Annotated in this window: 20 protein-coding genes; all 20 read right to left on the bottom strand. The window is 60.0% G+C overall.

Features of this window, described 5'->3' with window-relative positions; translation table 11 throughout:
* Positions 1 to 43: 43 nt before the first annotated feature.
* Positions 44 to 946, bottom strand: coding sequence for a F0F1 ATP synthase subunit gamma (locus tag ACZ41T_RS05930; RefSeq protein WP_464923556.1), 903 nt, complete (start codon positions 944 to 946; stop codon positions 44 to 46).
* Positions 943 to 2550 carry an alternate F1F0 ATPase, F1 subunit alpha gene (locus ACZ41T_RS05925; RefSeq protein WP_464923555.1) on the bottom strand — a complete coding sequence of 536 codons (1608 nt, stop codon included), beginning with the start codon at positions 2548 to 2550 and terminating at the stop codon, positions 943 to 945. The genes ACZ41T_RS05930 and ACZ41T_RS05925 overlap by 4 nt, the downstream gene beginning before the upstream one ends.
* Complete coding sequence (locus tag ACZ41T_RS05920) at positions 2534 to 3352, bottom strand: F0F1 ATP synthase subunit delta (protein ID WP_464923554.1); 819 nt, start codon at positions 3350 to 3352, stop codon at positions 2534 to 2536. Before ACZ41T_RS05920 ends, ACZ41T_RS05925 begins: the two co-directional genes overlap by 17 nt.
* A gap of 3 nt (positions 3353 to 3355) precedes the next feature.
* Positions 3356 to 3637, bottom strand: coding sequence for a F0F1 ATP synthase subunit C (locus tag ACZ41T_RS05915; protein WP_464923553.1), 282 nt, complete (start codon positions 3635 to 3637; stop codon positions 3356 to 3358).
* Positions 3638 to 3668: 31 nt separating this feature from the next.
* Complete coding sequence (locus tag ACZ41T_RS05910) at positions 3669 to 4364, bottom strand: F0F1 ATP synthase subunit A (protein WP_464923552.1); 696 nt, start codon at positions 4362 to 4364, stop codon at positions 3669 to 3671.
* Positions 4354 to 4665: an N-ATPase subunit AtpR gene (locus ACZ41T_RS05905; RefSeq protein ID WP_464923551.1), complete on the bottom strand. Its 312-nt coding sequence runs from the start codon at positions 4663 to 4665 to the stop codon at positions 4354 to 4356. Before ACZ41T_RS05905 ends, ACZ41T_RS05910 begins: the two co-directional genes overlap by 11 nt.
* Entirely contained in the window at positions 4658 to 4996 is a 339-nt protein-coding gene (locus tag ACZ41T_RS05900; protein ID WP_464923550.1) for an AtpZ/AtpI family protein, read from the bottom strand. Before ACZ41T_RS05900 ends, ACZ41T_RS05905 begins: the two co-directional genes overlap by 8 nt.
* Positions 4989 to 5378 carry a F0F1 ATP synthase subunit epsilon gene (locus tag ACZ41T_RS05895; protein ID WP_464923549.1) on the bottom strand — a complete coding sequence of 130 codons (390 nt, stop codon included), beginning with the start codon at positions 5376 to 5378 and terminating at the stop codon, positions 4989 to 4991. The genes ACZ41T_RS05900 and ACZ41T_RS05895 overlap by 8 nt, the downstream gene beginning before the upstream one ends.
* Complete coding sequence (atpD, locus tag ACZ41T_RS05890) at positions 5368 to 6819, bottom strand: F0F1 ATP synthase subunit beta (protein WP_464923548.1); 1452 nt, start codon at positions 6817 to 6819, stop codon at positions 5368 to 5370. The genes ACZ41T_RS05895 and atpD overlap by 11 nt, the downstream gene beginning before the upstream one ends.
* Positions 6820 to 6933: 114 nt before the next feature.
* A complete protein-coding gene (locus ACZ41T_RS05885) occupies positions 6934 to 8514 on the bottom strand; it encodes a mechanosensitive ion channel domain-containing protein (RefSeq protein WP_464923547.1) in 1581 nt (526 codons plus the stop codon).
* 141 nt (positions 8515 to 8655) lie between these two features.
* Positions 8656 to 10002: a DUF2254 domain-containing protein gene (locus ACZ41T_RS05880; protein WP_464923546.1), complete on the bottom strand. Its 1347-nt coding sequence runs from the start codon at positions 10000 to 10002 to the stop codon at positions 8656 to 8658.
* Positions 10003 to 10264: 262 nt separating this feature from the next.
* Positions 10265 to 11349, bottom strand: a protein-coding gene (locus ACZ41T_RS05875) for an IS3 family transposase (protein WP_464923545.1) whose coding sequence is annotated in 2 segments (ribosomal slippage) — positions 10265 to 11097 and positions 11097 to 11349 — 1086 coding nt in all. Because the reading frame shifts where the segments join, the coding sequence is not laid out codon by codon here.
* Between the two features lie 93 nt (positions 11350 to 11442).
* On the bottom strand, positions 11443 to 14520 hold the full coding sequence (locus ACZ41T_RS05870) for a plasma-membrane proton-efflux P-type ATPase (RefSeq protein ID WP_464923544.1): 3078 nt from the start codon (positions 14518 to 14520) through the stop codon (positions 11443 to 11445).
* 118 nt (positions 14521 to 14638) lie between these two features.
* Positions 14639 to 15001 (bottom strand): SpoIIAA family protein, encoded by a 363-nt coding sequence (locus tag ACZ41T_RS05865; protein WP_464923543.1) that lies wholly within the window; start codon positions 14999 to 15001, stop codon positions 14639 to 14641.
* A 168-nt stretch (positions 15002 to 15169) separates the two neighbouring features.
* Complete coding sequence (locus ACZ41T_RS05860) at positions 15170 to 15475, bottom strand: hypothetical protein (protein ID WP_464923542.1); 306 nt, start codon at positions 15473 to 15475, stop codon at positions 15170 to 15172.
* A 210-nt stretch (positions 15476 to 15685) separates the two neighbouring features.
* On the bottom strand, positions 15686 to 18052 hold the full coding sequence (locus tag ACZ41T_RS05855; protein ID WP_464923541.1) for a phosphoketolase family protein: 2367 nt from the start codon (positions 18050 to 18052) through the stop codon (positions 15686 to 15688).
* 3 nt (positions 18053 to 18055) lie between these two features.
* A complete protein-coding gene (locus tag ACZ41T_RS05850; RefSeq protein ID WP_464923540.1) occupies positions 18056 to 19270 on the bottom strand; it encodes an acetate/propionate family kinase in 1215 nt (404 codons plus the stop codon).
* Entirely contained in the window at positions 19257 to 20609 is a 1353-nt protein-coding gene (locus ACZ41T_RS05845) for an alpha-amylase family glycosyl hydrolase (RefSeq protein WP_464923539.1), read from the bottom strand. The genes ACZ41T_RS05850 and ACZ41T_RS05845 overlap by 14 nt, the downstream gene beginning before the upstream one ends.
* 341 nt (positions 20610 to 20950) lie before the next feature.
* Positions 20951 to 23497 (bottom strand): alpha-glucan family phosphorylase, encoded by a 2547-nt coding sequence (gene glgP / locus ACZ41T_RS05840; protein WP_464923538.1) that lies wholly within the window; start codon positions 23495 to 23497, stop codon positions 20951 to 20953.
* A gap of 38 nt (positions 23498 to 23535) precedes the next feature.
* The gene (gene pgm / locus ACZ41T_RS05835) at positions 23536 to 25146 is read right to left on the bottom strand and encodes a phosphoglucomutase (alpha-D-glucose-1,6-bisphosphate-dependent) (RefSeq protein ID WP_464923537.1); all 1611 of its coding nucleotides are present in this window, start codon (positions 25144 to 25146) and stop codon (positions 23536 to 23538) included.
* Between the last annotated feature and the right edge of the window lie 440 nt (positions 25147 to 25586).

Below are 25586 nucleotides of genomic sequence, written 5' to 3'. Positions count from 1 at the left end.
TAGGAAAACTGCACTCATCGCATTGCAGGGGTCAAAACGAGGCCTAATGGGCCAGATGGGTGCTGGACTCGGCCAGTGCCTCGAAGCCAGAGACGACGTCGAACAACTCCTCGTCGATACCGCTTTGACGCAGGCGGTGAAATGTCCGGTTCAGATCCTCCAGCAATTCATCGATATTTTTTTCAGCACGCTGCATCGCAGCCAGGCGGCTGGCGTTTTCACTTGCCAGGGATTCGGCACATGCCCTGAAAAGTGAAACGAAGAGATATTCGCGAACCAGGGCAGACAGCGTCTGTTCCCTGCCATTCATGACTTCGGGCAAATTATTGGTAGGCCAGCGGATAGCAGCCAGATCACGCCGCCACAGGTTGTCCAGTGGTAGCAGCCGCTGGCTCACAGGCGTGTAGATTGCCCCGGACTTGGGGCGGTTGTGAAACAGGTAAACCTGTGTGATCGCGCCTTTTTCACGCTGCGCTTCCATTTCGATCAGGACCTGTCCGACCAGCGGCGTAATCGCGTTAATGGAATTGGGTAGGGCAAAGTGTTCCCGTGCCAGCATGCCCGTGTCGGAAAAGCGTGATTGAATGCGTTCACCGACTGCCCAGACTATTTTTTTACCGGGCAGATTCCCCAGTGTCTGCACGACAAACTCCGCCATGACATCGTTGAATTGGCCAACCAGTCCCTGGTCGGATCCAAACACGACGGCACCAATCGTCCCGATATCCTTTTGCGGCACGCTTGTCACGGTTGTAGCAGATGCATTCTGTCGGAAACTCGCGGCCAGGCCCAATTGCACGGTTCGATAATAGTCGTCCAGAGCGTGCACCGCGTTCTCGTATTGCCCGATGCTCGACGCGGCCATGGCTTTCATCGTGCGCACCACGGATTCAAGATCACCGGCACCGGCGATCTTTCGGCGAAGGCTCGCCACGGTTTCGGTCATGACGCCGGCTTGCTTTCCGGCTTCGCCTTCATCCCGACCTGGACATTTGCATCTGTATTGGTTTCGGGTTTCTGTCCCGGCGCGAATGCCTCAAGTGCCTGACGCGTGATTGCGAGTATCGATTTGCGATCTTCATCGCTCAGTTTATCGGCGGTGTCGAATCGCGCGACCACCTCATCCGGAAAATTCATTGCTGCCTCGCGCACGGCATTCTCCGCATTGTCCATCTGGTCAGGCGGTACGCCATCGAACAGCCCGGCAGTCAATGCCAGCAGCACGGCGATTTGCGCCGGCACGGAAACCGGGGCGAATTCCGGCTGCTTGAGGCAGGCGCGGATACGCCGTCCGTGCTCGATGATCTTGCGGGTCTCTTCATCCAGACGGGCGCCGAAGCGGGAAAAAGTTTCGAGCTCCTCGAACTGGGCATAGGCGAGCTTGAGGTCACCCGCCACGGCACGGTAGGCGGCACGCTGCGCCTTGCCGCCTACACGCGAAACAGATTTTCCAACATCGACCGCGGGCAGCACGCCTAATTCGAATAGCGATGGCGATAGATAGATCTGCCCGTCGGTGATGGAAATCAGGTTGGTCGGGATGTAGGCGGAAATATCCTGCGCCTCGGTTTCGATGATGGGCAGCGCGGTCAACGATCCGCCGCCGAGGTCCGGGCGCAAGTGGGTTGCGCGCTCCAGCAAGCGCGAGTGGATGTAAAAAATGTCGCCGGGAAACGCTTCCCGGCCGGGCGGACGCCGCAGCAGCAAGGACAGTTCGCGATAGGCGCGCGCATGATGCGTGAGGTCGTCGTAAACGATCAGCACGTCGCGGCCCTGCTCCATGAAACGCTCGGCGATGCTGGTCGCGGCGTACGGCGCGATATAAGCAAGGCCGGGGGGTTCGTTGCCTTCAGTGACGACCACGACGGTGTAATCCATCGCACCATTTTCGCGCAGGGTGGCGATCACCTTGGCCACGCCGGACGCGCGCTGGCCAATGGCGCAATACACGCACAGCACATTCTGGTCGCGTTGATTGAGTATCGTGTCGAGCGCGATGGCGGTCTTGCCGGTCTGCCGGTCGCCCAGAATCAGCTCGCGCTGGCCGCGCCCAACCGGGATGAGCGCATCGATGACCTTGATGCCGGTTTGCAGCGGTACGGTGACGGGCGCGCGGTCCATGATGGGCGGGGCGGGGCGTTCGACGGGCAGACGTGTGCTGGAAAGCACCGGACCCTTGCCATCCAGAGGCCGGCCCATGGGATTGATGATCCGTCCGATCAAGCCGTCTCCCACCGGAACGTCCACCACGTGCCCCCTGCGTTCGACTTCATCGCCCGCCTGCAGGTGCCAGTAGTCGCCCAGCAGAACGACGCCGATTTCGTCTTCGTCGACGTTGAATGCGATGCCATACATATCGCCGGGAAACTTCAGCACTTCCTCGAATCCCACGCCGGGGAGGCCGGAGACTTTTGCGATGCCGGTGGCGATGCTGGTGATCATGCCCACTTCCCGTGGCCTGATCTGCGGCACAAAGGCTTCCCGCGCCTGGCTAATTCCCGCAAACGCGCTGTCGAATACGGTCTGAAGGCTCTCAGGGTTTATTTTCATTGGTGCTTTGCTCAGTCTTTGGCTCGGCTTTGACTTCGGGTTTTCCCTTCTCTTTCAGAAGTTCGTCGACGCCCCTTTCCAGCGACATCAGATAATCCGCAATGCTCCATGCCACCTTTTGTCCGTTCGTGGTGAGTTCAATGCCGCTGACCAAATCGGGCGCGGTCTCGAACCGGACGTGGATTTCGGCCGAGAAGATTTCGTCGAGCGCGCTCTGGATGGCGGTACGTTGCGCCACCGGCAGCTCAAACGCGCTGCGTACGCGCACAGGCTCGGAGCCTGACTGGAAGGCTTTGGCGAGGCCTGCTTTGGTCGGATCATCCAGTTCTCGCAAGCGGCGAATCAAGACTTCACTCATGAGCTCTTCCAGGTTTGTCCCGGCGAGATCCGTCAGCGCCTTTCGAGCGATGGCGAATACTTCCTGTTGAGCCCGGCGGCTGATGGCTTGATTCAGGTGATGGGCATCGTTCCTCAGCGCGTCCTGCCGCTTGGCACTCAGGGATTCGGCTGCCTGCCGCGCTTCGTCCAGGAGCCGCAGACGTTCGGTTTTGGCCTCGTCTTTTGCCTGGCTCATGAGCGTGGCGCGCTGCTGCTCGAACGCTTCGTTCTTATGCTGGAATTCGTCGCGCTCCTTCTGCGCGTCGGCCTGCTTCGCGTCGGCGTCTGCCAGCTCGCTGGCGATCCGCTTCTCGCGTGCATCGATAGCGTCGAGAATGGGCCGATATAGAAAGTGCTTCAACAGCCACACCAGAATGAGGAAGTTGACGACTTGCGCACCGACGGTAAACCAGTCGATCAGCATGGCTTATTTTCCAGCGGCTTGGGCGATGACGAGATTCCAGAACGGGTTGGCGAAGATGAGAATCATCGAGACCACGAAGCAGTAGATCGCGGTGGACTCGATCATCGCCAGGCCGACGAATAGCGTTCGGGTGATGGTGGCGGAGGCATCGGGCTGCTGCGCCAGCGAGGTCAGCGCCGTGGCAACCGCGCGTCCTTCGCCAAGCGAAGGTCCCAAGACCCCTATGGCAATGGTCAGGCCAGCCGTGACAATTGATGCCACCGCGATAATGGTCATGCTATCCATGGTATCTCCTTAAATAAAAGTGGTTCATACGTCAATGTGATGCATCGGGTTCTGGCTGGGGCTTGCGGACGCGTGTGGCGGCTGCGATGTAAACCGTGGCCAGGATGCTGAAAATATAGGCTTGCACCATGCCGGTCAGCAGGCCGAGCGCGCTCATCGCGATCGGGAAGATGAAGGGTGTAATGGTCAGCAAAATGGCGAGGATCATCGTGCCACTCATCATGTTGCCGAACAGGCGGACGGCCAGGGCGAGGGTGCGCGAAAGCTCGCTGATGATGTTGAACGGCAGCATGATAATTGTCGGCTTGAGATATTCCTTAAGATATCCACCCATCCCTTGATCCTCGATGCCGAACAGCGGCACCGCCACAAACACGCAGATAGCCAGCGCTGCGGTGGTCGAGAGCGAACCGGTCGGCGGCTCATAGCCGGGAACGATGGTGAAGAGGCTCGCCATCGCGACAAACAGAAACAAGGTACCGAGAAAGCCGAGATATTTTTGGGGCTGACTCATGCCGACCTCTTCAATTTGTTTCTCGATACCGGTGACGACGATCTCCAGCAGATTCTGCCAGCGCGAACGTTGCAGACCTGTGGCAAGCTTGCGCGTGACAAGTTTTGAACCGACCGCCAGCACGAACATCAGCCCCCATGTGTAAGCAATCGTGGCGTTGAGTTTGAAAATCCCGTATTGCCAAAAGATGATCTGATCGGGACTAAGGTGCATGACGGGCGTCCTGTATAAATGGGGTTGGTTTCGCCGCTGATCGGGTGAGCCGCATCACGATAAGGCGCGCAACGACAAAACCAAGCAGACCCGCGACCAGTCGCCGCCAATCGTCCCCCAGGACAAAATAGAAGCCCAGCAGGACTACACCGGTTCGGAGCAGCATGCTGCCGATAAACCAGAGTGCGACCCGTTCAGACGCCATCCCCTTTCGAACGGTCCACCAAAGTCCCCCGAAAAAAAATGCGCCGAGCATGATGCCCGCAATCGACGCGGCTGCCAGGCTCAACAGCTCACTCATGATTGTTCTCCTCTTGCTCGTGTATTTCCCTGTCTTCCTTGGACACCCAATGCCAGGCATTGACGCAACCCAAGCCTAAACCGATGGCCAGCAGCGCGAGTGTCCAGGAATGGCTGCCCGGGTGGTGCTTGTCTATCCAGATGCCGAGTGCTGCGCCAAGCAACGTGGGTATCGCCACCGACCAGCCCACCAGGCCCATCATGCCCAAACCGGACCAGACGGTCTGCGTGACATGACGTTGCGCCTTGAGCTTGCGTGCCGCCTTTTCGCCCACCAGCTGGCTGAATTCCGTCTCGATAGGCTTGGGCTTGATTTCGGAATTTTCACTCATGATGAAACGCCGCGAAGCGCCGAATAAAACCGCTTTCCAGTTTCGCCAGCACCGAACGTACGCTTTGCTCGTGCTCGTCCAGGGTCAGAAATTCCTGCTCCACTGCGTCGCGTAATTGGCTGAGGTCCGTTCCGGCCAGCGCCCGGCGTACGGAAACCAGCACCTCCGGGCCGGTCTTGACCAACACCCCTTCATCCACGGCGACGTAAACTTCGCCCTCCATTTCGGTCTCGAAAATGAGTATCCCCGGCACGAGTGCTGCCACGCAGTCCAACCGGTGGGGCAAAAGCCCGAATGCGCCCTCGCGCGTCTCCGCGACGATGCGCGATACAGCGGTCTTCTCGGCGAAGATTTTGAAAGGTAGAAGAACCTTAAGATTCATGCGCGCTGACGGCATGCTCGACTTCCGCTTGGGGTTTTGAACCGGCTTGGGCTTGGGCTTTCACCTTGGCTTCGGCTATCGTCCCGATCATGTATAGCGCGCTCTCCGGCATGTCCTTGAATTCGTCACGCAAGATGCGTTCACAGCCATCCAGCGCGTCGTCGAGGCTGACCAGCGCGCCCTTGAGGCCGGTGAACTGTTCGGTCGTGAAAAACGGCTGGGTGAGAAAGCGCTCCAGGCGCCGGGCGCGGCCCACCACGTTGCGGTCTTCCGGTGAAAGCTGCTCCAGGCCCAGCATCGCGATGATGTCCTTGAGTTCCGCGTATTGCGCGAGCGTGCGCCGGATTTCCTGCGCGAGGGCGTAATGCCGCTCGCCGATGACGCCGGGCGTGGCCATTTTTGAACTGGACTGCAGCGGGTCGATGGCCGGATAGAGTCCTTCGCTGGCCCGTTTGCGCGACAGCACGATGGACGCGGAAAGGTGCGAAAAGGTATGAACCGCCGCCGGATCGGTGAAGTCGTCCGCCGGCACATACACCGCCTGGATCGAGGTAATCGCGCCGGTATCGGTATTGGCGATGCGCTCTTCCAGCTGCGCCAGCTCGGTGCCCATGGTCGGCTGGTAGCCGAGGCGCGACGGCATCTGCCCCATCAGGCCGGACACCTCCATGCCGGCCTGGATGAACCGAAAGATGTTGTCGATGAGCAGCAGCACATCGCGATGCTCGTCGTCGCGAAAATACTCGGCCATCGTCAGCGCGGCATGGCCGACGCGGAAACGGGCGCCGGGCGGTTCGTTCATCTGGCCGAACACCATCACCATGTGCGGCAGCACGCCCGCTGCTTTCATCTCGCGGTAGAGTTCCTCGCCTTCGCGGCAGCGCTCACCGATGCCGCAAAAAATGCTCACGCCTTCCTGTTGCCCGACCATGTTGTGGATTATCTCGGTGAGCAACACCGTCTTGCCGACGCCCGCCCCGCCGAACAGGCCTGCCTTGCCGCCACGTTCCAGCGGCATCAGCACATCGATAAGCTTGATTCCCGTCTCGAAGATCTCGGATTGGGTAGAGCGTCGTGCCAGCGGCGGCGGGGCCCGATGGACGGTGCGCCACTGGATATCCGTCGGTGCCGTCTGGCGGTCGATGGCGCTTCCGAACACATCGAACATTCGCGAGAGAATTTCATTGCCTACCGGCGCCTTCAACGGTCCGCCCGTGGAATCCACCGCCATGCCACGGGCGAGGCCCTGGGTGGGGGTCAGTGCAATGCCTCGCACGCGGTGCGCGTCGAGTTGCGCCAAAACCTCGATGGCGATCTCTCCCGCCATCGCGTGCAGCAAGGTGTGGATGGGTGGCAACTGTGTATCGAAACGGATATCCACGACGCTGCCGCGCACCGCGACGACCACACCGCAATTCGCTAAACGGGCCTTATGTGGCATTTCTCTGTTCGGTTTCATAAAACCATGCCTTATCTTCCTCCAACGAATTGGCGATCTCCAACGTTGTTGATGTTTCGTCGGGGACTCAAGGTGGTGTCGCTCATGTCTTTTTCATTATGGATTTGATTCTTTCGCCTGTTTCTCGGCGGCGGTTGCGGAAGTACCCGGCAAGAGATTCTCCTCTTCCTTCAGCGGTTGTGCCTGCCGTGCCTGTTCCTCGATGACGGTGGCCTCGCTGTATAAACCGGCTTCCGCTTTCGTGGACACCACATCGAGTTCCTCATGCCGCGCTTCAGCGGAGAATCGTTTCCCCTGTGCTGCAGCGTGCGCCTCTGCCGGTTCCCCATCGAGCATGGTGATGGGGATACCTTGCGGGAAGACCACCTCCCTGGCCTCGTCGGGCATCGAGATGCCATGTTCCTGAAAGGCACGTTTCACCAGCCGGATCACCGACGAACGCACCTTCAACCAACTGTATTCGCGGCCGTTGATCCAAAAATAGACGCGCAGGTTGACTGTGGCCGCCCCCAGATTGTCCGCCAACACTGCGGGTTCGGGATCACTCAGAACGGCCGGGTGGTTCGCCAAGACCTCTCGTGCAATCTCCTGAGCCTCGTTGATCGCATCGTCGTAGCCGATACCGACGATAAATTCCTCGCGCCGGTTGGCATTGGTAGTGAAATTACTGAGGATGGCCTTGTAAACGTTGGCGTTCGGGATCTGCACGTGATTTCCATCGAGGGTCATCAAGATCGTGGTGCGCATGTTCAATTGCTGCACGTAGCCGGTCACGCCGGAAATCTCAACCAGGTCGCCGGTTTCAAACGGGGGCTGCGTGCTGAGGAAGATGCTCGCCAGGAAATTCTCGGTGATGTCCCGGAATGCGATACCAATGATCAGGCCGACCAGACCGGTGCCGCCGACCAGCGTCAAAGCCAGTTGCGTCAAGCCGGATACTCTCAAAATGAGATAGACGCCACAGATGAGAACGAGTCCGCCCACCGTACGCGCGATCACATTTTGCAGGAGTTTGGTCCGAACCCGTGGGCGCAGCAGCGCTTGGACGCCGCGAATTGTCAGTAGGGAACTGCCAACCGACAGAGCCAGAATGAGCAGAGCAAAAACAAGCAAAGGCAGCGCGCGGATGAAGTCGCGCTGTAATAGCATTACGCCACCCCAGGCTTGGCGGAAATCCCATACCGATTGCTGGGTCACCTGCAACCGGTTGGCCACGGCGACAACGTCCTGCGTATTGTGTGCCAGATCGCCGGCCCACTTTTTCAGCTCATCGGACTCCACCTTGCCATTGAGAAAGACGACGCCCTCCTCGACCCGGACTTGTGGGTCGGTGAACCAGTCGGTGGCATCCAGAACACGCTGGAGTCTCATGCGGATCTCTTCATCGTGCGCGACGGGTTTTACGTCCACCTTTGCGGGTGCCAAGGAGAGCTCTTGTTTGGCGGGTGCGGTTAGCTTCTGCGCTTCGCCGGCCTTACCGACGGGTTCCTGCGCCACGACCGTCAATGGCAGCACGCAGCACACAGAACCGAGCAACACTGCCCTCAGAAACAGCTTATGACAACTGCGAGACAATCGTTGCGCGGGAACACTCTCGCTCGGAGCCGCTGGATCGCGGTTCCTGCTTCGGTACTTGCCGACCAAGCTTTCGATAAAAGTGCCGAGATCGAACTGCATCGCAGACAACCACTGACAGGTAAATTCCGCCGCGCCACAAAAAAGCTGTGCCTTCCCGCCTTGCACTGTAACGACCACACCGCAATTCGCTAACCGGGCTTTGCGTGGCATTTCTCTGTTCGGCTTCATAACGCTATAACGCTATGCCCGCTCTTCCCCAGCGTTCAAAGCAAGCTGGGCCTCGAGCGCTTCGCGTACGTGAATCATCCGCCTTTTGATCTGCGCGCGATCATGTGTGGACGCGATACTACGATCGGCCAACCCGGCGATCCGCTGCACCTGTTCCTTGAGTGCCCGTCTGTGACACGGGCTGACCGTCAGGCTGGCGATCGTCTCGATGGCGCCGAGTATACGTTCCATGATGGAGACATTGCCTTCGGCGCTACGCCGAATCTGGTCGAACGATTCCGCCAGCAGGCCTTCAAAGGTCGGAACGATAGAGATCACACGTAGCGCTTCGCCATCGTAGCGGTGCGATGGCGGGAATTGCCGACAGGCCAACCGAGTCAGAATCGCTGCCAGATAATCCACGCACATCACGGCCGTCGAGGTGTCATTGATACCGGGCGAAAGTGCCTTCAATGCCATATCCACGATCTGTCTGATGCCGAAAGAAGGATCCTGTTCCGCCGTGCGATGGCGGCTGATGCTGTAAGCCTTGTTCAGGGCAGCAATCATCTCCTGATCCGGCGGGTACGTCAGGGCGAGCGATGCCAACGCAGTATTCTGCACAACGAATGCGCCGACACCGCGTTCCATCCGCACGATGGTCTTGCTGTCCCGCGCCAGGCGCAGCAACACATCATTATCCACGCTCTGTATATAGCCGCTCACCGCTGCCGGCACTGAGTACCAGGTCCTCTCATCCAGAGCCTCAAGCACCTGACTCTGCCCCTCATCTTCATCGGGTTCGTGTGCCTTTTTTTCCGGAAACAGCCGTTCAATGGCCGCGATGGTTTCATGAGCAATCGAGGCGATGATGTTGGAAGCCTGGATTGACGAGGCGATGTGATGAATAAAGAAAATGAGAGCGCCTACGCCACCGAGCGCCAGAAAAAATGCGAAGGACACCGCCAGGCTCGGCACAAATTCTGTTTCGCCCCCCCGAATGGTGCGCAACACAATCAGGCAATAGGCAAAAATACCGGCGAAGATACCGAGTGTGACCTGCGTGACGCGGCTGCGCATGAAGTTGCGCAGGATGCGCGGGGTGTATTGGCTCGAAGCCAGCGCCAACGCCACCAGGATCATGGAGAACGTGACGCCCATAACGGTCATCATCGAACCGGCAAGCGTGGACAACATCTGGCGTGCGCCTTCCGCCCCGACCCCAAACAGGCGTGGCCACTGGGTTAGCCAGCGGTCGCTCCAGGCAGAGTCTGCCTCGATCAACGCTGCCGCGAAGACAACGCTGCCCAAGACCATCAGCGAAGGCAAAAACCAGAAGCTCGACCGCAGATTGCTCCAAATTTGTCTCAATTTATTCATGGATAAGTTCCCATTTCCAGTCGTGAATCTCCGGCATGTCCTGGATAAACGGATTCACAGTGCCTCCACAAGGCTTTTATAGGGCAGCTCGATCACTTCTTTAGGGAAGCGCCGATTAATTTGTCATTGCGAGGAGCGCAGCGACGCGGCAATCCAGAAATGCCCACTTAATCGATACGCTGGATTGCTTCGCTGCGCTCGCAATGACGGCCATGTTGAATTGTGATCTTCCCTCTGTTTTTCGTCTTCCAACGAGCGGTGTTCATGCTACCCGTTTTTCCATCTGCTGAGCGGTCAGCCAGTCCTGCAAGAACAGTGTCGGAGATTTGTAACCGAGCGTCGAATGCAGCCGCTTCCGATTGTAGAACACCTCGATGTACTCGAAGGCCGTGGCCGTCATGTCCTCGCGCGTCGCGAAGCGCCAGCCATGCACCCGCTCGTTCTTGAAGCTGTTGAATCCGCCCTGGCTGCCCCGGTCGGAGTGGTGAAGCACACCCGGCGCTGGCTTCCTCCTGAACCACGCCATCGTCAGCACATCCGTCACGATGTCCGCCGTCATGCGCGGTTTCAGCGACCAGCCCACCCCCTCGCGGTTGAACAGATCAAGAACAACCGCCAGATACAGCCAGCCTTCGTCCGTCCACGGATAGGTGATGTCGGATGTCCAAACCTGATTCGGCGCAGCCGGTGCGAAGTTGCGATCCGGCAGATTGGGCGCAATCGGCAGCTTATGTTTCGAGTCCGTCGTTACCTTGAATTTGCGTTTGTGACGCGCCCGGATGCCGTGCTCGCGCATCAGCCGCTCGACGCGGCCCTTGCTGGCAGAGAAGCCGCGTGCGCGCAGTTCCAGGACCATTCTGGGGCTGCCATAAGCCCCCTTGAGTTCGTCGTGGATGGCGCGGATCAGCGCCAGCATCTGGGCGTCGGTCAGACGACACCGATCAGCCTTGCCGCCGCGTTTCCAGGCACGGTAGCCGCTGACGCTGACCGCCAGCACGGGGCACATTTCAGTCAAGGCGTAGTACGGGCGCCGGGTGTCGATCCAGGCATACTTCACAGCGCATCCTTTGCAAAGTATGCCGTCGCTTTTTTTAAGATTTCGACCTTGCGCCGGAGCCGGATGACCTCGGCACGCGCCCGGGTCAACTCCATCTGTTCAGGCGTGACCGGCTTGGTGCCCGCCCCGTTGAGCTTGCCCGCGTCAGTGGCCTTGACCCGGTTACGCAAGGTCTGGTCAATCAACCCCAATTCACGAGCTGCAGCGCCTACTGTCAACCCGTCTTTTACCCGCTTGACCGCCAGCGCTTTGAACTCGGCGGTGTACTCTTGTTTCGGTATCTTCTTCATCTTCCCTCTTCCCAAATTAACGTCAATACTACGTTACCCCTGGAAGACGAAATTTCGGGGAAAGGTCAATTTCAGCCGCGTTGTTCGCGGTGATTATTTGTTGGCTTTGTATTCGAGTTTGGGCTCGGCTTTATCTTCAGGCTTGGCATCGGCTTTCGATTCAGGTTTAGGCTTGGCGTTGGCTTCCGGCTTCGGCTCTACCTTTGCTTCGGATTGCGGTTTGTCTTTCGCTTCAATTTCAGGTTCTTCCCTGGATTGAGCTTCCTGAATCTCCTGTTCCGCTTTGTCCCAATTCTGAACTGATTGACCGTCCCGACGGCCCTGCTCCTCATAGAGTTCATACGCCCGTGCGGCGATCTGCGGTGTCAGATCGGAAGTTGTTTTGGCTTTGGCTTCAGGTTTTGGCTCGACTGCGGGTTTGGCTTCAACCTCAGCGGGTGCTTGAGTTTGTGGTTCAGCTTTGGCGTCCGGCTTCTGCTCGACCTTTGCTTCAGGCTCAGTATCAGCATCTTTGGTTTCGGGTTTGGCCTCGGGTTTCGATTCGTCCTTGGCGTCAGGCTTGGCCTCCGTTTTGGATTCGGGCTTAACTTCGAGTTTGGCATCGGCTTGGGTGTCAGGCTTGCTCTTGTCTTTTGCTTCGGGCTTGTCCTCGCCTTTGGAACCAGGCTTGGTTCCAGCTTTGACTGGATCAAATATCCGGTAGGCGAGCAGTTTCACGCGGTCATTCACCAGGAACCACAGCAGCGCATAGCCCCACACGAATCCGGCCCAACCCCAGCCGAGAGGCGTCATGAACAATCCGTAAACCGCGATTAGCGTCGCCACGATTTGCGTGCCGAGCACGGCCCCCCATAGAATCCGCGCGGGGCGTATGGACCAGAACGGGCCGCGCGTTCGAGTGAGGAAAATCGTCAGATGTCCCGCCACCGACAGCTTCAAATACATCAGCGTCTGGATGTGCGCGCGGTCGAGGTGAAACACGCGTTCACCGAGATAAAACAAGCCGAAGGCTGCAACGACCCCGATGACGCCCAGCACCGAGGATATCCCCAGCACCATGCGCATGTTCCAGGCCTCGGGCTGATCCTTGTAATGCACATTGTCATAAGCGATGGACAGGATGGCGCCGTCGTTGAGCAATGCCAGCATCACGATCATCACCGCCGTCACCGGATAGAAATTGAAGATCAGGATCGAAAGCGTCATGAACAACAGCACGCGCAGCGTCTCGGCGATGCGGTAGATCGCGTAGCTGTTCATGCGCTGGAAAATCTTCCGGCTCTCCTTGATCGCGTCGATGATCACCGACAGGCCGGGTGTCATCAATACGATGGCCGCCGCCGCGCGTGCCGCGTCGGTCGCGTCCGATACGGCGATGCCGCAGTCGGCTTTCTTCAGCGCGGGGGCATCATTCACCCCGTCGCCGGTCATGCCGACGATATGACTGCGTTTTTGCAACACATCCACGATGTGGAACTTGTGTTCGGGAAACACCTGGGCGAAGCCGTCGGCCTTTTCGATGGACTCGGCCACCTCGTCGGTCTCGTCCTTTTTCGAGTCGCCCAGGCTGGAGGCATCGAGAATATTGGCGCCCATGTCCAGCTTTTTCGCGGTTTCCTTGGCGATGGCCAGTGCGTCCCCCGTCACCATCTTGACCTTCACGCCCATCGCCAGCGCAGTCGCGATGGTTGCCCTGGCATCTTCGCGTGGCGGGTCGAACAATGGCAACACGCCGACAAGCATCCACTTGCCGTTCTCCTCTGCACGGGCGACGCCGAGTGAGCGAAAGCCGCTCGCTGCAAAGTCGTTGACCGCCTTGTCGACGGCGGACTTGACTTCGCCGGCATTGGCCGCCAGCGCCAGGATCACCTGCGGCGCGCCCTTGGTCACCTTGAATTGTTTTCCGTCCGCGCCCTTGACGGTCGCTTCGGTGCGCTTGTGCACCGGGTCGAACGGCTGGAAATGCACCACCTGGTAGCCCTTCAGGGCCTTGTCATCTTTCAGGCCGCCCAGAACGGCCAGGTCGATGGTGTCCTTGTCGTCCGCGCGCGACGCCAGCGCGGCGTCGAGGATGACCTGCTCGGCAGGGACATTGTCCACGCTGAACGGATCGCCCAGCGTGAGCTTATTCTGGGTCAGGGTGCCGGTCTTGTCCGCACACAATATCCCCACGCCGGCCAGTTCCTCGATGGCCACCAGGCGGCTGACAATCGCCCCCTTCCTGGCGAGCAGACGCGCGCCGACCGCCATTGTGACCGACAATACTGTGGGCATGGCCACCGGAATCGCCGCCACGGTCAGCACCAGGGCAAACTGCAACGTGGTAAGGATCGGGTCACCACGGTAGATCGCGACGGCAACGATCATAGCCACCAGCGCCACCGCGAGAATGATCAGGTAGTTGCCGATCTTCAACACCGCCTTTTGAAAATGGCTGACGGTGTGCGCGTCCTGCACCAGTTCTGCGGTCTTGCCGAAGTAGGTATGTACGCCCGTGGCGTACACCAGCGCACGGCTCTCACCGCGGCGGATGATGGAACCGGAAAACACTGCGTCGCCCGGTTTACGTTCGGCCGGCAAGGACTCTCCGGTCAGCGCGGACTGATCAACCGACATGGGATCGCCGTCCAGCAAGCGCGCATCCGCCGGCACAATGTCGCCCAGGCGCATGCGAATGACATCGCCCGGCACCAACTCGCGCGCCGCCGGATTGCCCCACTTGCCGTCACGTATCACCCGGGCCTTGACCGCCAGCTTGGCCTTGAGGGCCTCAATGGCATTGCCCGCTGCGTGTTCCTCCCAGAATCCGACCACAGCGTTGGCCACGAGCAGCAGCAGGATGATGCCAAAGTCCGGCCAATGCCGGGCTACCGCCGAAAGGATCACGGCTGCCTCGATCATCCACGGGATGGGGCCCCAGAAATAGGTGAGGAATTTCAGGAACGGATTAGTCTTCTTTTCTTCAATCTCGTTGGGCCCGTATTGGGCCAGCCGTTTCTGCGCCTCCGCTTGCGTGAGGCCGTCCGGTGATGACCCCAATTTCTTTTCTACTTCCGCCAGGGGCAGGGATTTCAGATCGTCCTTCGTATCATCCTTTGCATCGGGCTTCGATTCAGGCTTCGGAACTGACTTCGCTTCGGGCGCCTTGGACTGGTCGGTATCGGGTTTCATGAGGGGTATTCCTTACTGTCGTTGCGAGGCCCCGGGTTTCGTGAGTTGCAGGAAATTTGTTGTCATGCCCATGTCCCTGCTATCGCGGTATGAATTCGTTGCGTCGCAGCAGAAGCCGCTACGCTTCGTTCAACCACTTCCGCGCCTCGGCTGCCTTGGCGTGATCGAAGTAACGGACCTGGGCTTTGGTGAACGGTTTGGCGAAGACCGTCATAGCCTCCTGCCACTTATTTTCACCGACCATCGCCATGCGCTCGATATCGCTGAAGTGGTCGACGCCGAACTTGAAGTCCTCCCATGCCGCGCCGACCTCCCAGCCGTGGAAGTCGGTCATGTCGAACAACACGCGCAGATTTCTGTGCTGCCGGACGAGTCGCTCGAATGCAGGCACAAATTCCGTGTAATCGTCCTTTACCAGCTTGCCGCTGACGTGCACGGCGAGCAGCTTGCCGTTGTTTTCTTCATTGAGTTGTATGGGCATTGGAAACTCCTTTTCTTTAGTTTTAGGTTAGGACCAGCCTGATCGTCGAAAAATTTGTCGAATCAACCCGCCAAGACGCGGCAGTGCTGTGCAGCAACTGAAGTGAAAGGGGCTTTCCCCGCGTCCAGCTCTGACACAGACCTTATGATGTGATATTGCCGCTTCACATTACGCCTCGTCATCCCAATAACCGGGATGCCCGTAATGTTTGAAGATGTTCACTTCCTGCTCGCGATTCAGCTGCGCCGCCGCATCGTACGCCGGGGCGTTTTTCACGGATTGCCGTGTCAGGTCAACAGACACCGTGTTGTCGGACCAACTTACCTTCTGGATCCATTGCGGCGCGATGAGCACCAGGTGGCCGAGCCACCAGTTGCTCGTGTCCACGATGAGATATCGAATCGCCCAGGTCTCTTCGTCGACGAGCAGGCCCTGTACAGAGTGTTCGGGATGCTGCGCATTTGATATGCCCAAAGGGATGCCAATACCCGAGAGATACCTGCCTGTGCGCCGCTAAATTTTCATTTGGCGCCCGCCACCCGGCAAAACTTTGCGCGGAAATACAGATGGCGAAAAACGTGAGCAGGACGGTAGAAAGTGAATTGTCCTTGATCGTATTAATCAGTTTTCACATCTGGCAGCACCTTTCATGGCCCGTGAAAGCAACGCCGGATCATGGGCGTCTCATCCTTTCCATTCCCAGTTGCGAATTTCCGGCATGTCCTGGCCGTACTTGTTGATGTACTGCCTGTGCTCGATGAGCTTGTCCTTGAGCTGCTGCTTCAGGTAGATACCCTTGTCGCCGGTCTGCGGCAGGCGGTCGATGGTATCCATCACGAGATGGAAGCGGTCCAGGTCGTTCAGCACCGTCATGTCGAAGGGTGTGGTGATGGTGCCTTCCTCCTTGTAGCCGCGGACGTGGATGTTGTCGTGGTTGGTGCGGCGGTATACCAGCCGGTGGATCAGCCACGGGTAGGCATGGTAGGCAAAGATCACCGGTTTGTCCTTGGTAAACAACTCGTCGAAATCCGTGTCGGAGAGGCCGTGCGGGTGCTCGCTGGGCGGCTGCAGCTTCATCAGGTCGACGATGTTGACCACGCGGATTTTCAGGTCGGGCAGATGCTCGCGCAGGATGGAAACGGCCGCCAGCGTCTCCAGCGTGGGCACGTCGCCACAGCAGGCCATGACGACGTCGGGCGCTACGGCCTGGTCGTTGCTGGCCCACTGCCAGATGCCGATACCCTCGGTGCAGTGCTTGACAGCGGCGTCCATCGTCAGCCACTGCGGCGCCGGGTGCTTGCCCGCAACCACCACATTGACGTAATGACGGCTGCGCAAACAATGATCCATCACCGACAGCAGGCAGTTGGCATCCGGCGGAAAGTAAACCCGCACGACCTCGGCCTTCTTGTTCACGACGTGGTCGATGAAGCCGGGGTCCTGATGGGTGAAGCCGTTGTGGTCCTGGCGCCAGACATGCGAGGTCAGCAGGTAGTTCAACGAGGCGATCTTGCGCCGCCACGGCAGGTGTGCCGTGATCGTCAGCCACTTTGCGTGCTGGTTGAACATCGAATCGATGATGTGGATGAACGCTTCGTAGCAGTTGAAGAGCCCATGCCGTCCGGTGAGCAGGTAGCCCTCGAGCCAGCCCTCGCACTGGTGCTCGCTGAGCATTTCCATCACGCGCCCGGCAGGTGCGAGCCATTCGTCGTTTGGTACGGTCGCGGCGTCCCATTGGCGTTGGGTCACTTCAAACAGGGCTTCCAGGCCGTTGGAGAGCGTCTCGTCAGGGCCAAATACCCGGAAATTACGCTGTGTTTGGTTCAGCTTCGCCACATCGCGCAGGAAAGACCCGAGCACATGCGTGTCGCCTATGCCGGGCGCACCCGGCGCGGGCACCACGGCTGCATAGTTGCGAAAATCCGGCATGCGCAGATCGCGCAGCAGCATGCCGCCGTTGGCGTGTGGATTCGCGCCCATGCGGCGTTCGCCCTTGGGTGCCAGTTCGGCCAGTTCCGGTTTCAGGCGGCCCTGCGAATCGAACAATTCTTCCGGCCGGTAGCTCTTGAGCCAGTCCTCCAGCAGCTTGAGGTGGTCGGGATGCGCCCTGGGGTGAAGCGGCACCTGGTGTGCACGGAAGGTGCCTTCGACCTGCAGGCCATCGACCACCTCCGGCCCGGTCCAGCCCTTGGGCGACTTGAGGACGATCATCGGCCAGCGTGGCCGCGCGGTGTCGTTATTGCTGCGCGCATTGTTCTGGATTTGCTTGATGTCCTCGATGGCCTTTTCCAATGTGGCGGCCATGAGTTGGTGCATCGCTTCCGGTTGGTCGCCTTCGACAAAGTAGGGCGTCCAGCCGCAGCCGCGAAGGAATTGCTCCAGTTCCTCATGCTCGACGCGGGCCAGTACGGTCGGGTTGCTGATCTTGTAGCCATTGAGGTGCAGGATCGGCAGCACCGCGCCGTCGGTAATTGGGTCGAGAAATTTGTTGGACTGCCACGCCGTGGCCAGCGGTCCGGTTTCCGCTTCGCCGTCGCCGATGACGCAGGCGACGACAAGATCGGGATTGTCGAACACCGCGCCGAACGAATGGCTGAGCGAATAGCCGAGCTCGCCGCCTTCGTGGATCGACCCCGGGCATTCCGGCGAGGCGTGGCTTGGGATACCGCCGGGAAACGAAAACTGCAGAAAGAGCTTCTGCAGCCCGGCCTCATCCTGGCTGATGTTGGGATAGATTTCGCTGTAAGTGCCTTCGAGGTAGGTGTTGCCGACGACGGCCGGACCACCGTGCCCGGGGCCGGAGACGTAAATCATGTCGAGGTCGTATTGCTTGATGATGCGGTTCAAGTGCGCGTAAATGAAATTCTGCCCGGGCGTCGTACCCCAGTGTCCAAGCAGCATGTGCTTCACATCCGTGATCTCAAGCGGCCGTTTCAGCAGCGGGTTGTCATAGAGATAGATTTGTCCGACCGAAAGATAGTTTGCCGCGCGCCAATAGGCGTCCATCCTGCTCAGCAGTTCCGGCGAGAGTGTCTGTGGGTTGGCATGCATGGTTCAGTCCCCTCCATTGCTGGTACCAAGGCCGAGAACACGACAGACCGACCTTGCGATCATCTGTTCCTCGTCCGTCCGGATGACGCGAACCGTCACCTGGCTGGTGTCCGTTGAAATCACATCTGCATGTGCCGCGTTGCGCGACGCATCCAGCTCGATGCCGAGGAAGCCGAGTCCCTCGCCTATGCGCGCACGAACGGTTGGCGCGTTTTCACCGATGCCGCCGGCGAAGATCAGCGTGTCGAGCCCGCCCAGTGCGGCGGCATAGGCTCCGACCTGCTTCCTCGCCTGGTAGCAGAACAGCGCCACCGCTTCCGCCGCGCGAACATCGTCCGCTTCGCGTGCGAGCAGGTCCTGCATGTCGGCGCTGGTCTCCGATACGCCGAGCAATCCCGATTCATGGTTGACCATATGGTGGAATTGTTTCGCCGTCATGTCCGCCGTGCGTGCCAGATACCAGGCCAGTCCCGGGTCCAGGTCGCCGCTGCGGGTGCTCATGGGCAGGCCTGCCGTCGGCGTGAAACTCATGCTGGTATCGATACTTTTCCCTGCATGCACGGCCGTCATGCTCGCGCCATTACCGAGATGGGCCAGGATTACCCGTCCCTGCGCAGATTGAACGCCCTCCAGCCGTGCGAGCTCTTCCATGAGGTAGGCGCAGGAGAGGCCGTGAAAGCCATAGCGCCGGACACCCTGCGCATCGTAACGCCGCGGGATCGGCAGCAAGCGGGCCACACGCGGCATGTCATGGTGGAAGGCGGTATCGAAGCAGGCGATCTGCGGAACATCCGGAAAATGGCGATGGAAGGCCTCGGTCAGAAGAATCTCTTCCGGCAGATGCTCGGGGTCGAACGGGCTTAGCTGATGCAATGTCTCGATCATCGCCGGTGTGATCCGCTGCGCTTCCCAGTACGCGGGCCCGCCATGCACCACACGATGGCCGATGGCGGCCAGCGCCCCGCTTGCGATCCGTTCCTCGACCCAGTCCATCAATACGCCGACCGCCGCCGTGTGATCCGGAGCAGACACGGAACGCGAAAAGACATCGGCACGATTCGCTCCCTGCACCGTAAACATGGCGGTCGGCATGCCGATCTGCTCGATCCTGCCTTGTAGAACCCGATGCAGCGACGTTCCCGTGTCGAACAAGGCGAACTTGATGCTGGACGAACCACCATTGACCGACAGGACGAAGGCCTTTTCAGGTTTTAGCATAGATCGGAATTCTCAGGGTGGGCGTCATCTTCGCGTCACGAGGATGACGCCGGCGCGTGGTGCGACCCGATAGGCCACGGGCGCATTCAGACGCGGTGCCGTGCCCGGCGAGGCAATATCCTCGGGCCGGACGATACGTATCCACCGCCCGATGCCAGTGCCGGCCATCCGGTGCCTCGGGCACGCGAAAGTCGACGCGCTCGCTGCCGGCATTGAACGTCAGGGACAGTCTGTCATGCTCGTCTTCATGTATCTGGCAAGCCAGCTGTTTGGCCGGCGGATCAAACCAGTCGGGCACGTTGCCGTCCCGGTTGTCCTCTCCATTCGCTTCGTTGTGTTTGGTGCGATAGCTCACCAGGTCGTTCAGAGTGAAGCCATCGTGGCAGGTGACGAAATTGATGCTGTCCTCGGGGCCTTTGCCCGACGTGGTATAGATATCGGCGCTGCCGCCGATGCGATTGGCGAACAGCCCGCGCATCCCCTCGTCGCCACGCCAGAAACGCCGGATGTCGTCCCGGTAGCGCCCGTTCCATTCCGCCCAGCGCCGCTCCGAAAAACTGCCCACCTCGTAGGCGCCGGCGGCGTCCCACGCCTCGGCGATGATTTTCACGTCATACAGGATCGGATCCTCGGCGATCCGTTCGAGCAGCGGAGCGTCGGCCAGCAGCGTGCCGGTTTCATCCCGGCCAAGGATCGACGCCAGATCGAAGCGGAAGCCGTCCACGTGCATTTCCACCACCCAGTGACGCAACGCCCCCAGGATGTGATCCCGCACCACGGGATGGTTGGTGTTGATGGTATTACCGGTGCCCGCGTAGTTCCTGTAATGGCGCCGGTCCGGCGCGAGCATGTAGAAAATCGCGTTATCGATTCCGCGGAAGCACAGGGTCGGCCCCAGCTCGTTTCCCTCCGCCGTGTGATTGAGCACCACGTCCAGGATCACTTCGATGCCGGCATGATGAAGCGCCCGCACCGTCTCCTTGAACGCCAGCTTCTGCTGGCCCATGCCTCCTGCGCTGCAGCAGGAGGCCTTCGGGGCAAAGAAGGCCACGGGATCGTAGCCCCAGTAATTTGTGAGCGGCTTGCCGGTTTGAGGGTTGATGCCCGGCGCCTGATGTTCGTTGAACTCGTGCACCGGCATCAATTCCACCGCCGTCACGCCAAGTTCCGTCAAGTAGGAGATCTTTTCCATCAGGCCACGGTAGGTGCCGGAGTGTGTCGCGCCAGCATCGGGATGGATGGTGAAACCACGGATGTGGATTTCATAAACCACGGTCTTCGACCAGGGATGTCTGGGCGGTAGATCGTCCTGCCAATGGAAGTGTTCGTGCGTGTACACGCATTTCGGCATGGCGCCGGCATCGTCGACTTTCGAGCAAACCAGGTCTCGCTCCGGCGCTGACGGATCGTAGCCGCGGGCCGGTCCGAAGTCCCAGTCGGGTATCTGAGCGATCGCCGTCGCAAAGGGGTCCAGGAGCAGCTTGTTGAAATTGAAGCGATGTCCTTTCTCGGGTCCAGCCGAACGCGGCTGGCGTGACGGCTGAACAAGGCGAAGTTGACGCCCCCCTGGTCTTCATGGGTTCCCATAGGTAACGGAACACCCCGCCGAATGTCAGTGCGTTCGACAAGCTCGGCCATGTAATCATGCAGTGGGCTTTCAGGCGTCCTCTTGCGCATGAATCACCGTTGCCACAGGATATACGCGGCTTCCAGAGGAACCGCCGCGCCATCGTGGTACGGAATGATCCGCGCCGTATAGTCGGTCGCCGGGCGGGCTGCCGGTATTTCTGTACGGTAGGCGTAGCCGCTTGCTGCGCCTACCAGTTGTCGCACGCGCTGCATCTCTATGCGCTCTGGCGCGACACCGGCAATGCCATCGGCATAAAGCTCGACCCGCACTGCCTCTGGATCGAGATCGTCGAGATACACCTGTATTTCAAATACGTGCTGCTCGTCCGCGGTTTCAAGCTTGATCTCGCCGAAACGCAGCGCGGCCCATTTTTGCGCCAGCGCGTGCTGCCAATCAACCAGCTCCGCGCCGATGGCACCCTGGTTGGCGGCCCGTTTACGGTAGGCTGTAGCGGCCGGCAGGTAGTGTTGTTCGGTGTATTCGCAAACCGCGCGGTTGGTGGAAAAGCGCGGCGTCAACTGCGCCATGCTTTCCCGCATCCGCGCCACCCAGGCGGTGGGGATGCCCTGCGCGTCGCGGGTATAGAACTCGGGGATCACCTCGCGTTCGAGCAGGTCATAGAGGGCTTCCGCTTCGATGGCGTCCCAGGCGGGATCGCTATCGTGTTCCTGACCATCTCCCAACGCCCATCCGACTTCAGGCGTGTAGGCTTCGGCCCACCATCCGTCCAGCTCGGACAGATTGATGCCGCCATTGACCAGCACCTTCATGCCGCTGGTTCCGCACGCTTCCCAGGGACGACGCGGCGTGTTGAGCCAGACATCCACGCCCTGCACCAGATATTCGGTCAGGTGCATGTCGTAGTCGCTGAGGAAGATCACATGCTGACGTGCCTCGGGGCGGCGGATGAAATGAATCCATTGCTGGATCAGGGCCTGTCCTGCCAGGTCGGCGGGATGGGCCTTGCCGGCGATGATGAGCTGCACGGGACGTTGCGGATTGGTCAGCAGGCGCAGCAGGCGTTCCGGATCGTGGAGCAGCAGGTTGGGGCGTTTGTAGCTGGCAAAACGGCGGGCAAAGCCCAGCGTCAGGATATTACAGTCGAACAGGCCCCTCGTCTCGGCCACTGTTCCAGGCGGCACGCCGGCTGCCGTAAGCTGCCGGGACAGGCGTTCGCGTGCGTAGTCGACCAGAGACACGCTGGCAGCCATACGAAATTCCCAGAGTCGCTCGTCGGAGACCCGGCGGATGTCCTGTTCCAGGGGACCCGATCCATCCAGCCAGCGGTCCTTGCCGCAGGCTTCCGTCCAGAGCGCATCGGCCGGGGCCGAGTCCCAGGTTGGCATGTGAACGCCGTTGGTCACGTGTCCGACCGGGACTTCTTCGGTCGGCCAGTGTGGAAAGAGCGGACCGAACAGGTGCCGGCTCACCCTGCCATGCAGACTGCTTACGCCGTTCACCGCGCCGCTGCCGCGAATCGCCAGATGAGCCATGTTAAAGGGTTCCGACGCGTCGTTCGGATTCTGGCGGCCCAGCGCCAGCAAATCGTGGCGGGTGATACCGAGATGCTGTTCGGCATAGTTGCCGAGGTATTGCTCGATGAGCGCCGGTGCGAAACGGTCGAAGCCGGCCGCCACCGCCGTGTGCGTGGTGAAGAGGTTGCCGGCACGGGTGGCCGCCAGCGCGGCCTCGAAGCTCAGTCCGGTTTCCTCCATGAAGCTGCGCGCGCGTTCCAGCACGGCAAAGGCGGCATGCCCTTCGTTCAGATGGCAGACTTCGGGCGCAATACCGAGTGCGGCGAGCAGTCGCCATCCGCCAATGCCGAGTACCACCTCCTGCTTGAGGCGCAACTCCGGCCCGCCGCCATACAGTTCGCTGATAATGCCGCGATGCGCCGGGTAATTCGCGGCGTCATTGCTGTCCAGCAGGTACAGTGTCACGCGCCCGACCTGAACCTGCCAGGCGCGCAGCCAGGCCGAGTAGCCGGGCAGGGAAATTTCCAGGCGCAACCACTCGCCATTCGGTTTGCGCAGCGGTGTGATCGGCAGCTGGCCGGGGTCGTTGTACGGGTAAAGGGCCTGCTGCGCGCCATCCTTGTCGATCACCTGGCGAAAATAGCCTTGCTGGTAGAGCAGCCCCACGCCGACGACCGGAACGCCCAGATCGCCGGCGGCCTTGAGCTGATCGCCGGCCACATTGCCGAGTCCGCCCGAATAAATGGGCAAGGCCTCGCTCAACATGTATTCCATGCTGAAATAGGCAACACAGTTGAGGGGAGATTGCGGATAGGCTTGCTGGAACCACGCAGGCGCCTCCGCCGCATCGCGCCGGGCTTGCACCAGATCGTCAAGGTTTTTACGGAAAGCTGGCTCAGCCAATACCTGCTGGAGCTTCTCCCGCGACACTGTCTGCAACACCACCCAGGGATTCTGGGTCCGCGCCCACAGTACCGGATCCAGCTGTCGCCACACCTGGTCGGTGGCGTGATTCCACGACGAGCGCATATCCAGGGCCAGTTCGGTCAGCGCATCGAATCCCTCGACGTCCGGGGAAATATAACGCTGCTTCGGGTGACTGATGTGTGTGTGTTCGCTCATGGTTTTCTTTCAAGTTGATGTTGGATTCCCATCCATGGCTACTGCGGGGGCGCCGCCAAAGCATCGGTGACGATAGCCTGGGCTTCGACCTGAATGCGGCGCAAATGATCCGCACCCCGGAAGCTTTCAGCATAGATCTTGTAGATGTCCTCGGTGCCGGATGGGCGCGCCGCGAACCATCCGCTCTCGGTAATCACCTTGAGGCCGCCGATAGGCGCATCGTTTCCAGGTGCCTGGGTGAGGATGGTCTGGATTGGCTCGCCGGCCAGCTCGGCGGACCGAACCTGCTGCGGCGAGAGCTGCGCCAGCTTCTGCTTTTGTTCCGGCGTCGCCGGTGCCTCGATACGCTCGTAGGCCGGCTCGCCGAGCTCGCGTGCCAGCTCACGGTAGAGTTCGCCGGGATCGCGTCCCGCGCGCGCGGTGATCTCCGCCGACAGCAATGCCGGGACGATGCCGTCCTTGTCCGTGGTCCAGACGCTGCCATCCTGCCGGACGAACGAGGCGCCCGCGCTCTCTTCTCCGCCAAAGCCCAACGAGCCGTCGTGCAACCCCTCCACGAACCATTTGAAGCCAACCGGCACTTCGTAGAGCGTGCGATTGAGCCTCGCTGCGACACGGTCGATCATCTGGCTGCTGACCACGGTCTTGCCCACCGCCGCATTCTTGCGCCATCCCGGTCGATGCTGGAACAGGTAGTCGATGGCGACCGCAAGATAATGGTTGGGCGGCAGCAAGCCCGCATTCTGGGTGACGATGCCGTGCCGGTCATGGTCGGTATCGCAGGCGAAGGCGATGTCGAATCGATCCTTGAGATCGATCAGGCTCTGCATGGCGTAGGACGAGGAGGGGTCCATGCGTATCTGGCCGTCCCAATCAAGCGTCATGAAGCGGAAGGTCGGGTCGACGGCTGCGTTCACCACCGTGAGATTCAACCCGTAGCGCTCGGCAATCGGGCCCCAGTAGTGAACGCCGGCGCCACCCAGCGGATCCACGCCCATGCGGATATCCGCGCCGCGTATCGCCTCCATGTCGAGCACGCTGCCGAGATCGTCGATATAGGCATTGAGAAAGTCATGCCGGTGCGTGGTCGCGGCGCGCCGGGCCTGCTCGAAAGTCACGCGCTTCACACCCTTCAGGCGCTTTTCCAGCAGCGCATTGGCGCGGGCTTCGATCCACCCGGTGACGTCCTTGTCCGCCGGTCCGCCATTGGGCGGGTTGTACTTGAAGCCGCCGCTGTCGGGCGGATTGTGCGAAGGCGTGATGACAATGCCGTCCGCCAATCCGGCAACGCGGCCGCGATTGTAGGTGAGGATGGCGTGGGAAATCACCGGAGTCGGGGTATATTCGTCCCTGTCCGCGAGCATGACATCCACCCCGTTGGCCGTCAGCACTTCGAGCGCACTGGCATACGCCGGTTCCGAAAGCGCGTGCGTGTCGATCCCCAGAAACAGCGGTCCATCGATGTCTTGCTGCGTGCGGTAATCGCAAATGGCCTGACTGATGGCGAGCACATGCCATTCGTTGAAGCTGTTTTCGAACGCCGAACCGCGGTGCCCCGAGGTGCCGAACGCGACGCGTTGCGCGGGTACCGACGGGTCGGGTAGCCGGCTGTAGTAGGCCGTGACGAGCCGGGGCACATTGACCAGCATGGCAGGCGGGGCGGGCTTTCCCGCGAATGGACTTATTTTCATTTGGCTATGTCACTGTTGATTGTTGAAGTCATGTCTTGCTCCCTCTGATGAAGCCTCTACCCTTCGGCAAGCGGTGCCGTAGGAGCTGGTCAATACCGATAAACCCGGATTGTTCATTAGAGCGAGATGCTTTGGGTAGGGTGCACTCCGTGCATCATCGGTGCGTCAATCGGTGCACAGAGTGCACCCTGCGGCGCCGGCCAATACCAATAAATAACGATGCAAGAGCCTTCCATTTCGTTTAAGAATTGCTTGTACGGGCGGGCAGGCCCGCGCTTATTAAAACCGTCAACGTCATCGCCCGGATTCCATGAGATACCCCGTTGTGCGCGTTCAGTCGGGGTGGAGCGTCTCTTGCACACCGTACCTTGTATGTGCGATGGCGTACGTAAGTAGAA

This window comes from Thiobacillus thiophilus (assembly GCF_055378705.1).
The sequence above is the reverse complement of the archived record's forward strand: the minus strand, read 5'-3'. Positions and strand labels throughout refer to the sequence as shown.

Excerpts from the sequence above, each read along its gene's own strand:
- ACZ41T_RS05930 (WP_464923556.1), bottom strand. The coding sequence starts at position 946 with ATGACCGAAACCGTGGCGAGCCTTCGCCGAAAGATCGCCGGTGCCGGT.
- ACZ41T_RS05925 (WP_464923555.1), bottom strand. The coding sequence starts at position 2,550 with ATGAAAATAAACCCTGAGAGCCTTCAGACCGTATTCGACAGCGCGTTT.
- ACZ41T_RS05920 (WP_464923554.1), bottom strand. The coding sequence starts at position 3,352 with ATGCTGATCGACTGGTTTACCGTCGGTGCGCAAGTCGTCAACTTCCTC.
- ACZ41T_RS05915 (WP_464923553.1), bottom strand. The coding sequence starts at position 3,637 with ATGGATAGCATGACCATTATCGCGGTGGCATCAATTGTCACGGCTGGC.
- ACZ41T_RS05910 (WP_464923552.1), bottom strand. The coding sequence starts at position 4,364 with ATGCACCTTAGTCCCGATCAGATCATCTTTTGGCAATACGGGATTTTC.
- ACZ41T_RS05905 (WP_464923551.1), bottom strand. The coding sequence starts at position 4,665 with ATGAGTGAGCTGTTGAGCCTGGCAGCCGCGTCGATTGCGGGCATCATG.
- ACZ41T_RS05900 (WP_464923550.1), bottom strand. The coding sequence starts at position 4,996 with ATGAGTGAAAATTCCGAAATCAAGCCCAAGCCTATCGAGACGGAATTC.
- ACZ41T_RS05895 (WP_464923549.1), bottom strand. The coding sequence starts at position 5,378 with ATGAATCTTAAGGTTCTTCTACCTTTCAAAATCTTCGCCGAGAAGACC.
- atpD (WP_464923548.1), bottom strand. The coding sequence starts at position 6,819 with ATGCCACATAAGGCCCGTTTAGCGAATTGCGGTGTGGTCGTCGCGGTG.
- ACZ41T_RS05885 (WP_464923547.1), bottom strand. The coding sequence starts at position 8,514 with ATGCAGTTCGATCTCGGCACTTTTATCGAAAGCTTGGTCGGCAAGTAC.
- ACZ41T_RS05880 (WP_464923546.1), bottom strand. The coding sequence starts at position 10,002 with ATGAATAAATTGAGACAAATTTGGAGCAATCTGCGGTCGAGCTTCTGG.
- ACZ41T_RS05870 (WP_464923544.1), bottom strand. The coding sequence starts at position 14,520 with ATGAAACCCGATACCGACCAGTCCAAGGCGCCCGAAGCGAAGTCAGTT.
- ACZ41T_RS05865 (WP_464923543.1), bottom strand. The coding sequence starts at position 15,001 with ATGCCCATACAACTCAATGAAGAAAACAACGGCAAGCTGCTCGCCGTG.
- ACZ41T_RS05855 (WP_464923541.1), bottom strand. The coding sequence starts at position 18,052 with ATGCATGCCAACCCACAGACACTCTCGCCGGAACTGCTGAGCAGGATG.
- ACZ41T_RS05850 (WP_464923540.1), bottom strand. The coding sequence starts at position 19,270 with ATGCTAAAACCTGAAAAGGCCTTCGTCCTGTCGGTCAATGGTGGTTCG.
- glgP (WP_464923538.1), bottom strand. The coding sequence starts at position 23,497 with ATGAGCGAACACACACACATCAGTCACCCGAAGCAGCGTTATATTTCC.
- pgm (WP_464923537.1), bottom strand. The coding sequence starts at position 25,146 with ATGCTGGTCAATGTGCCCCGGCTCGTCACGGCCTACTACAGCCGGCTA.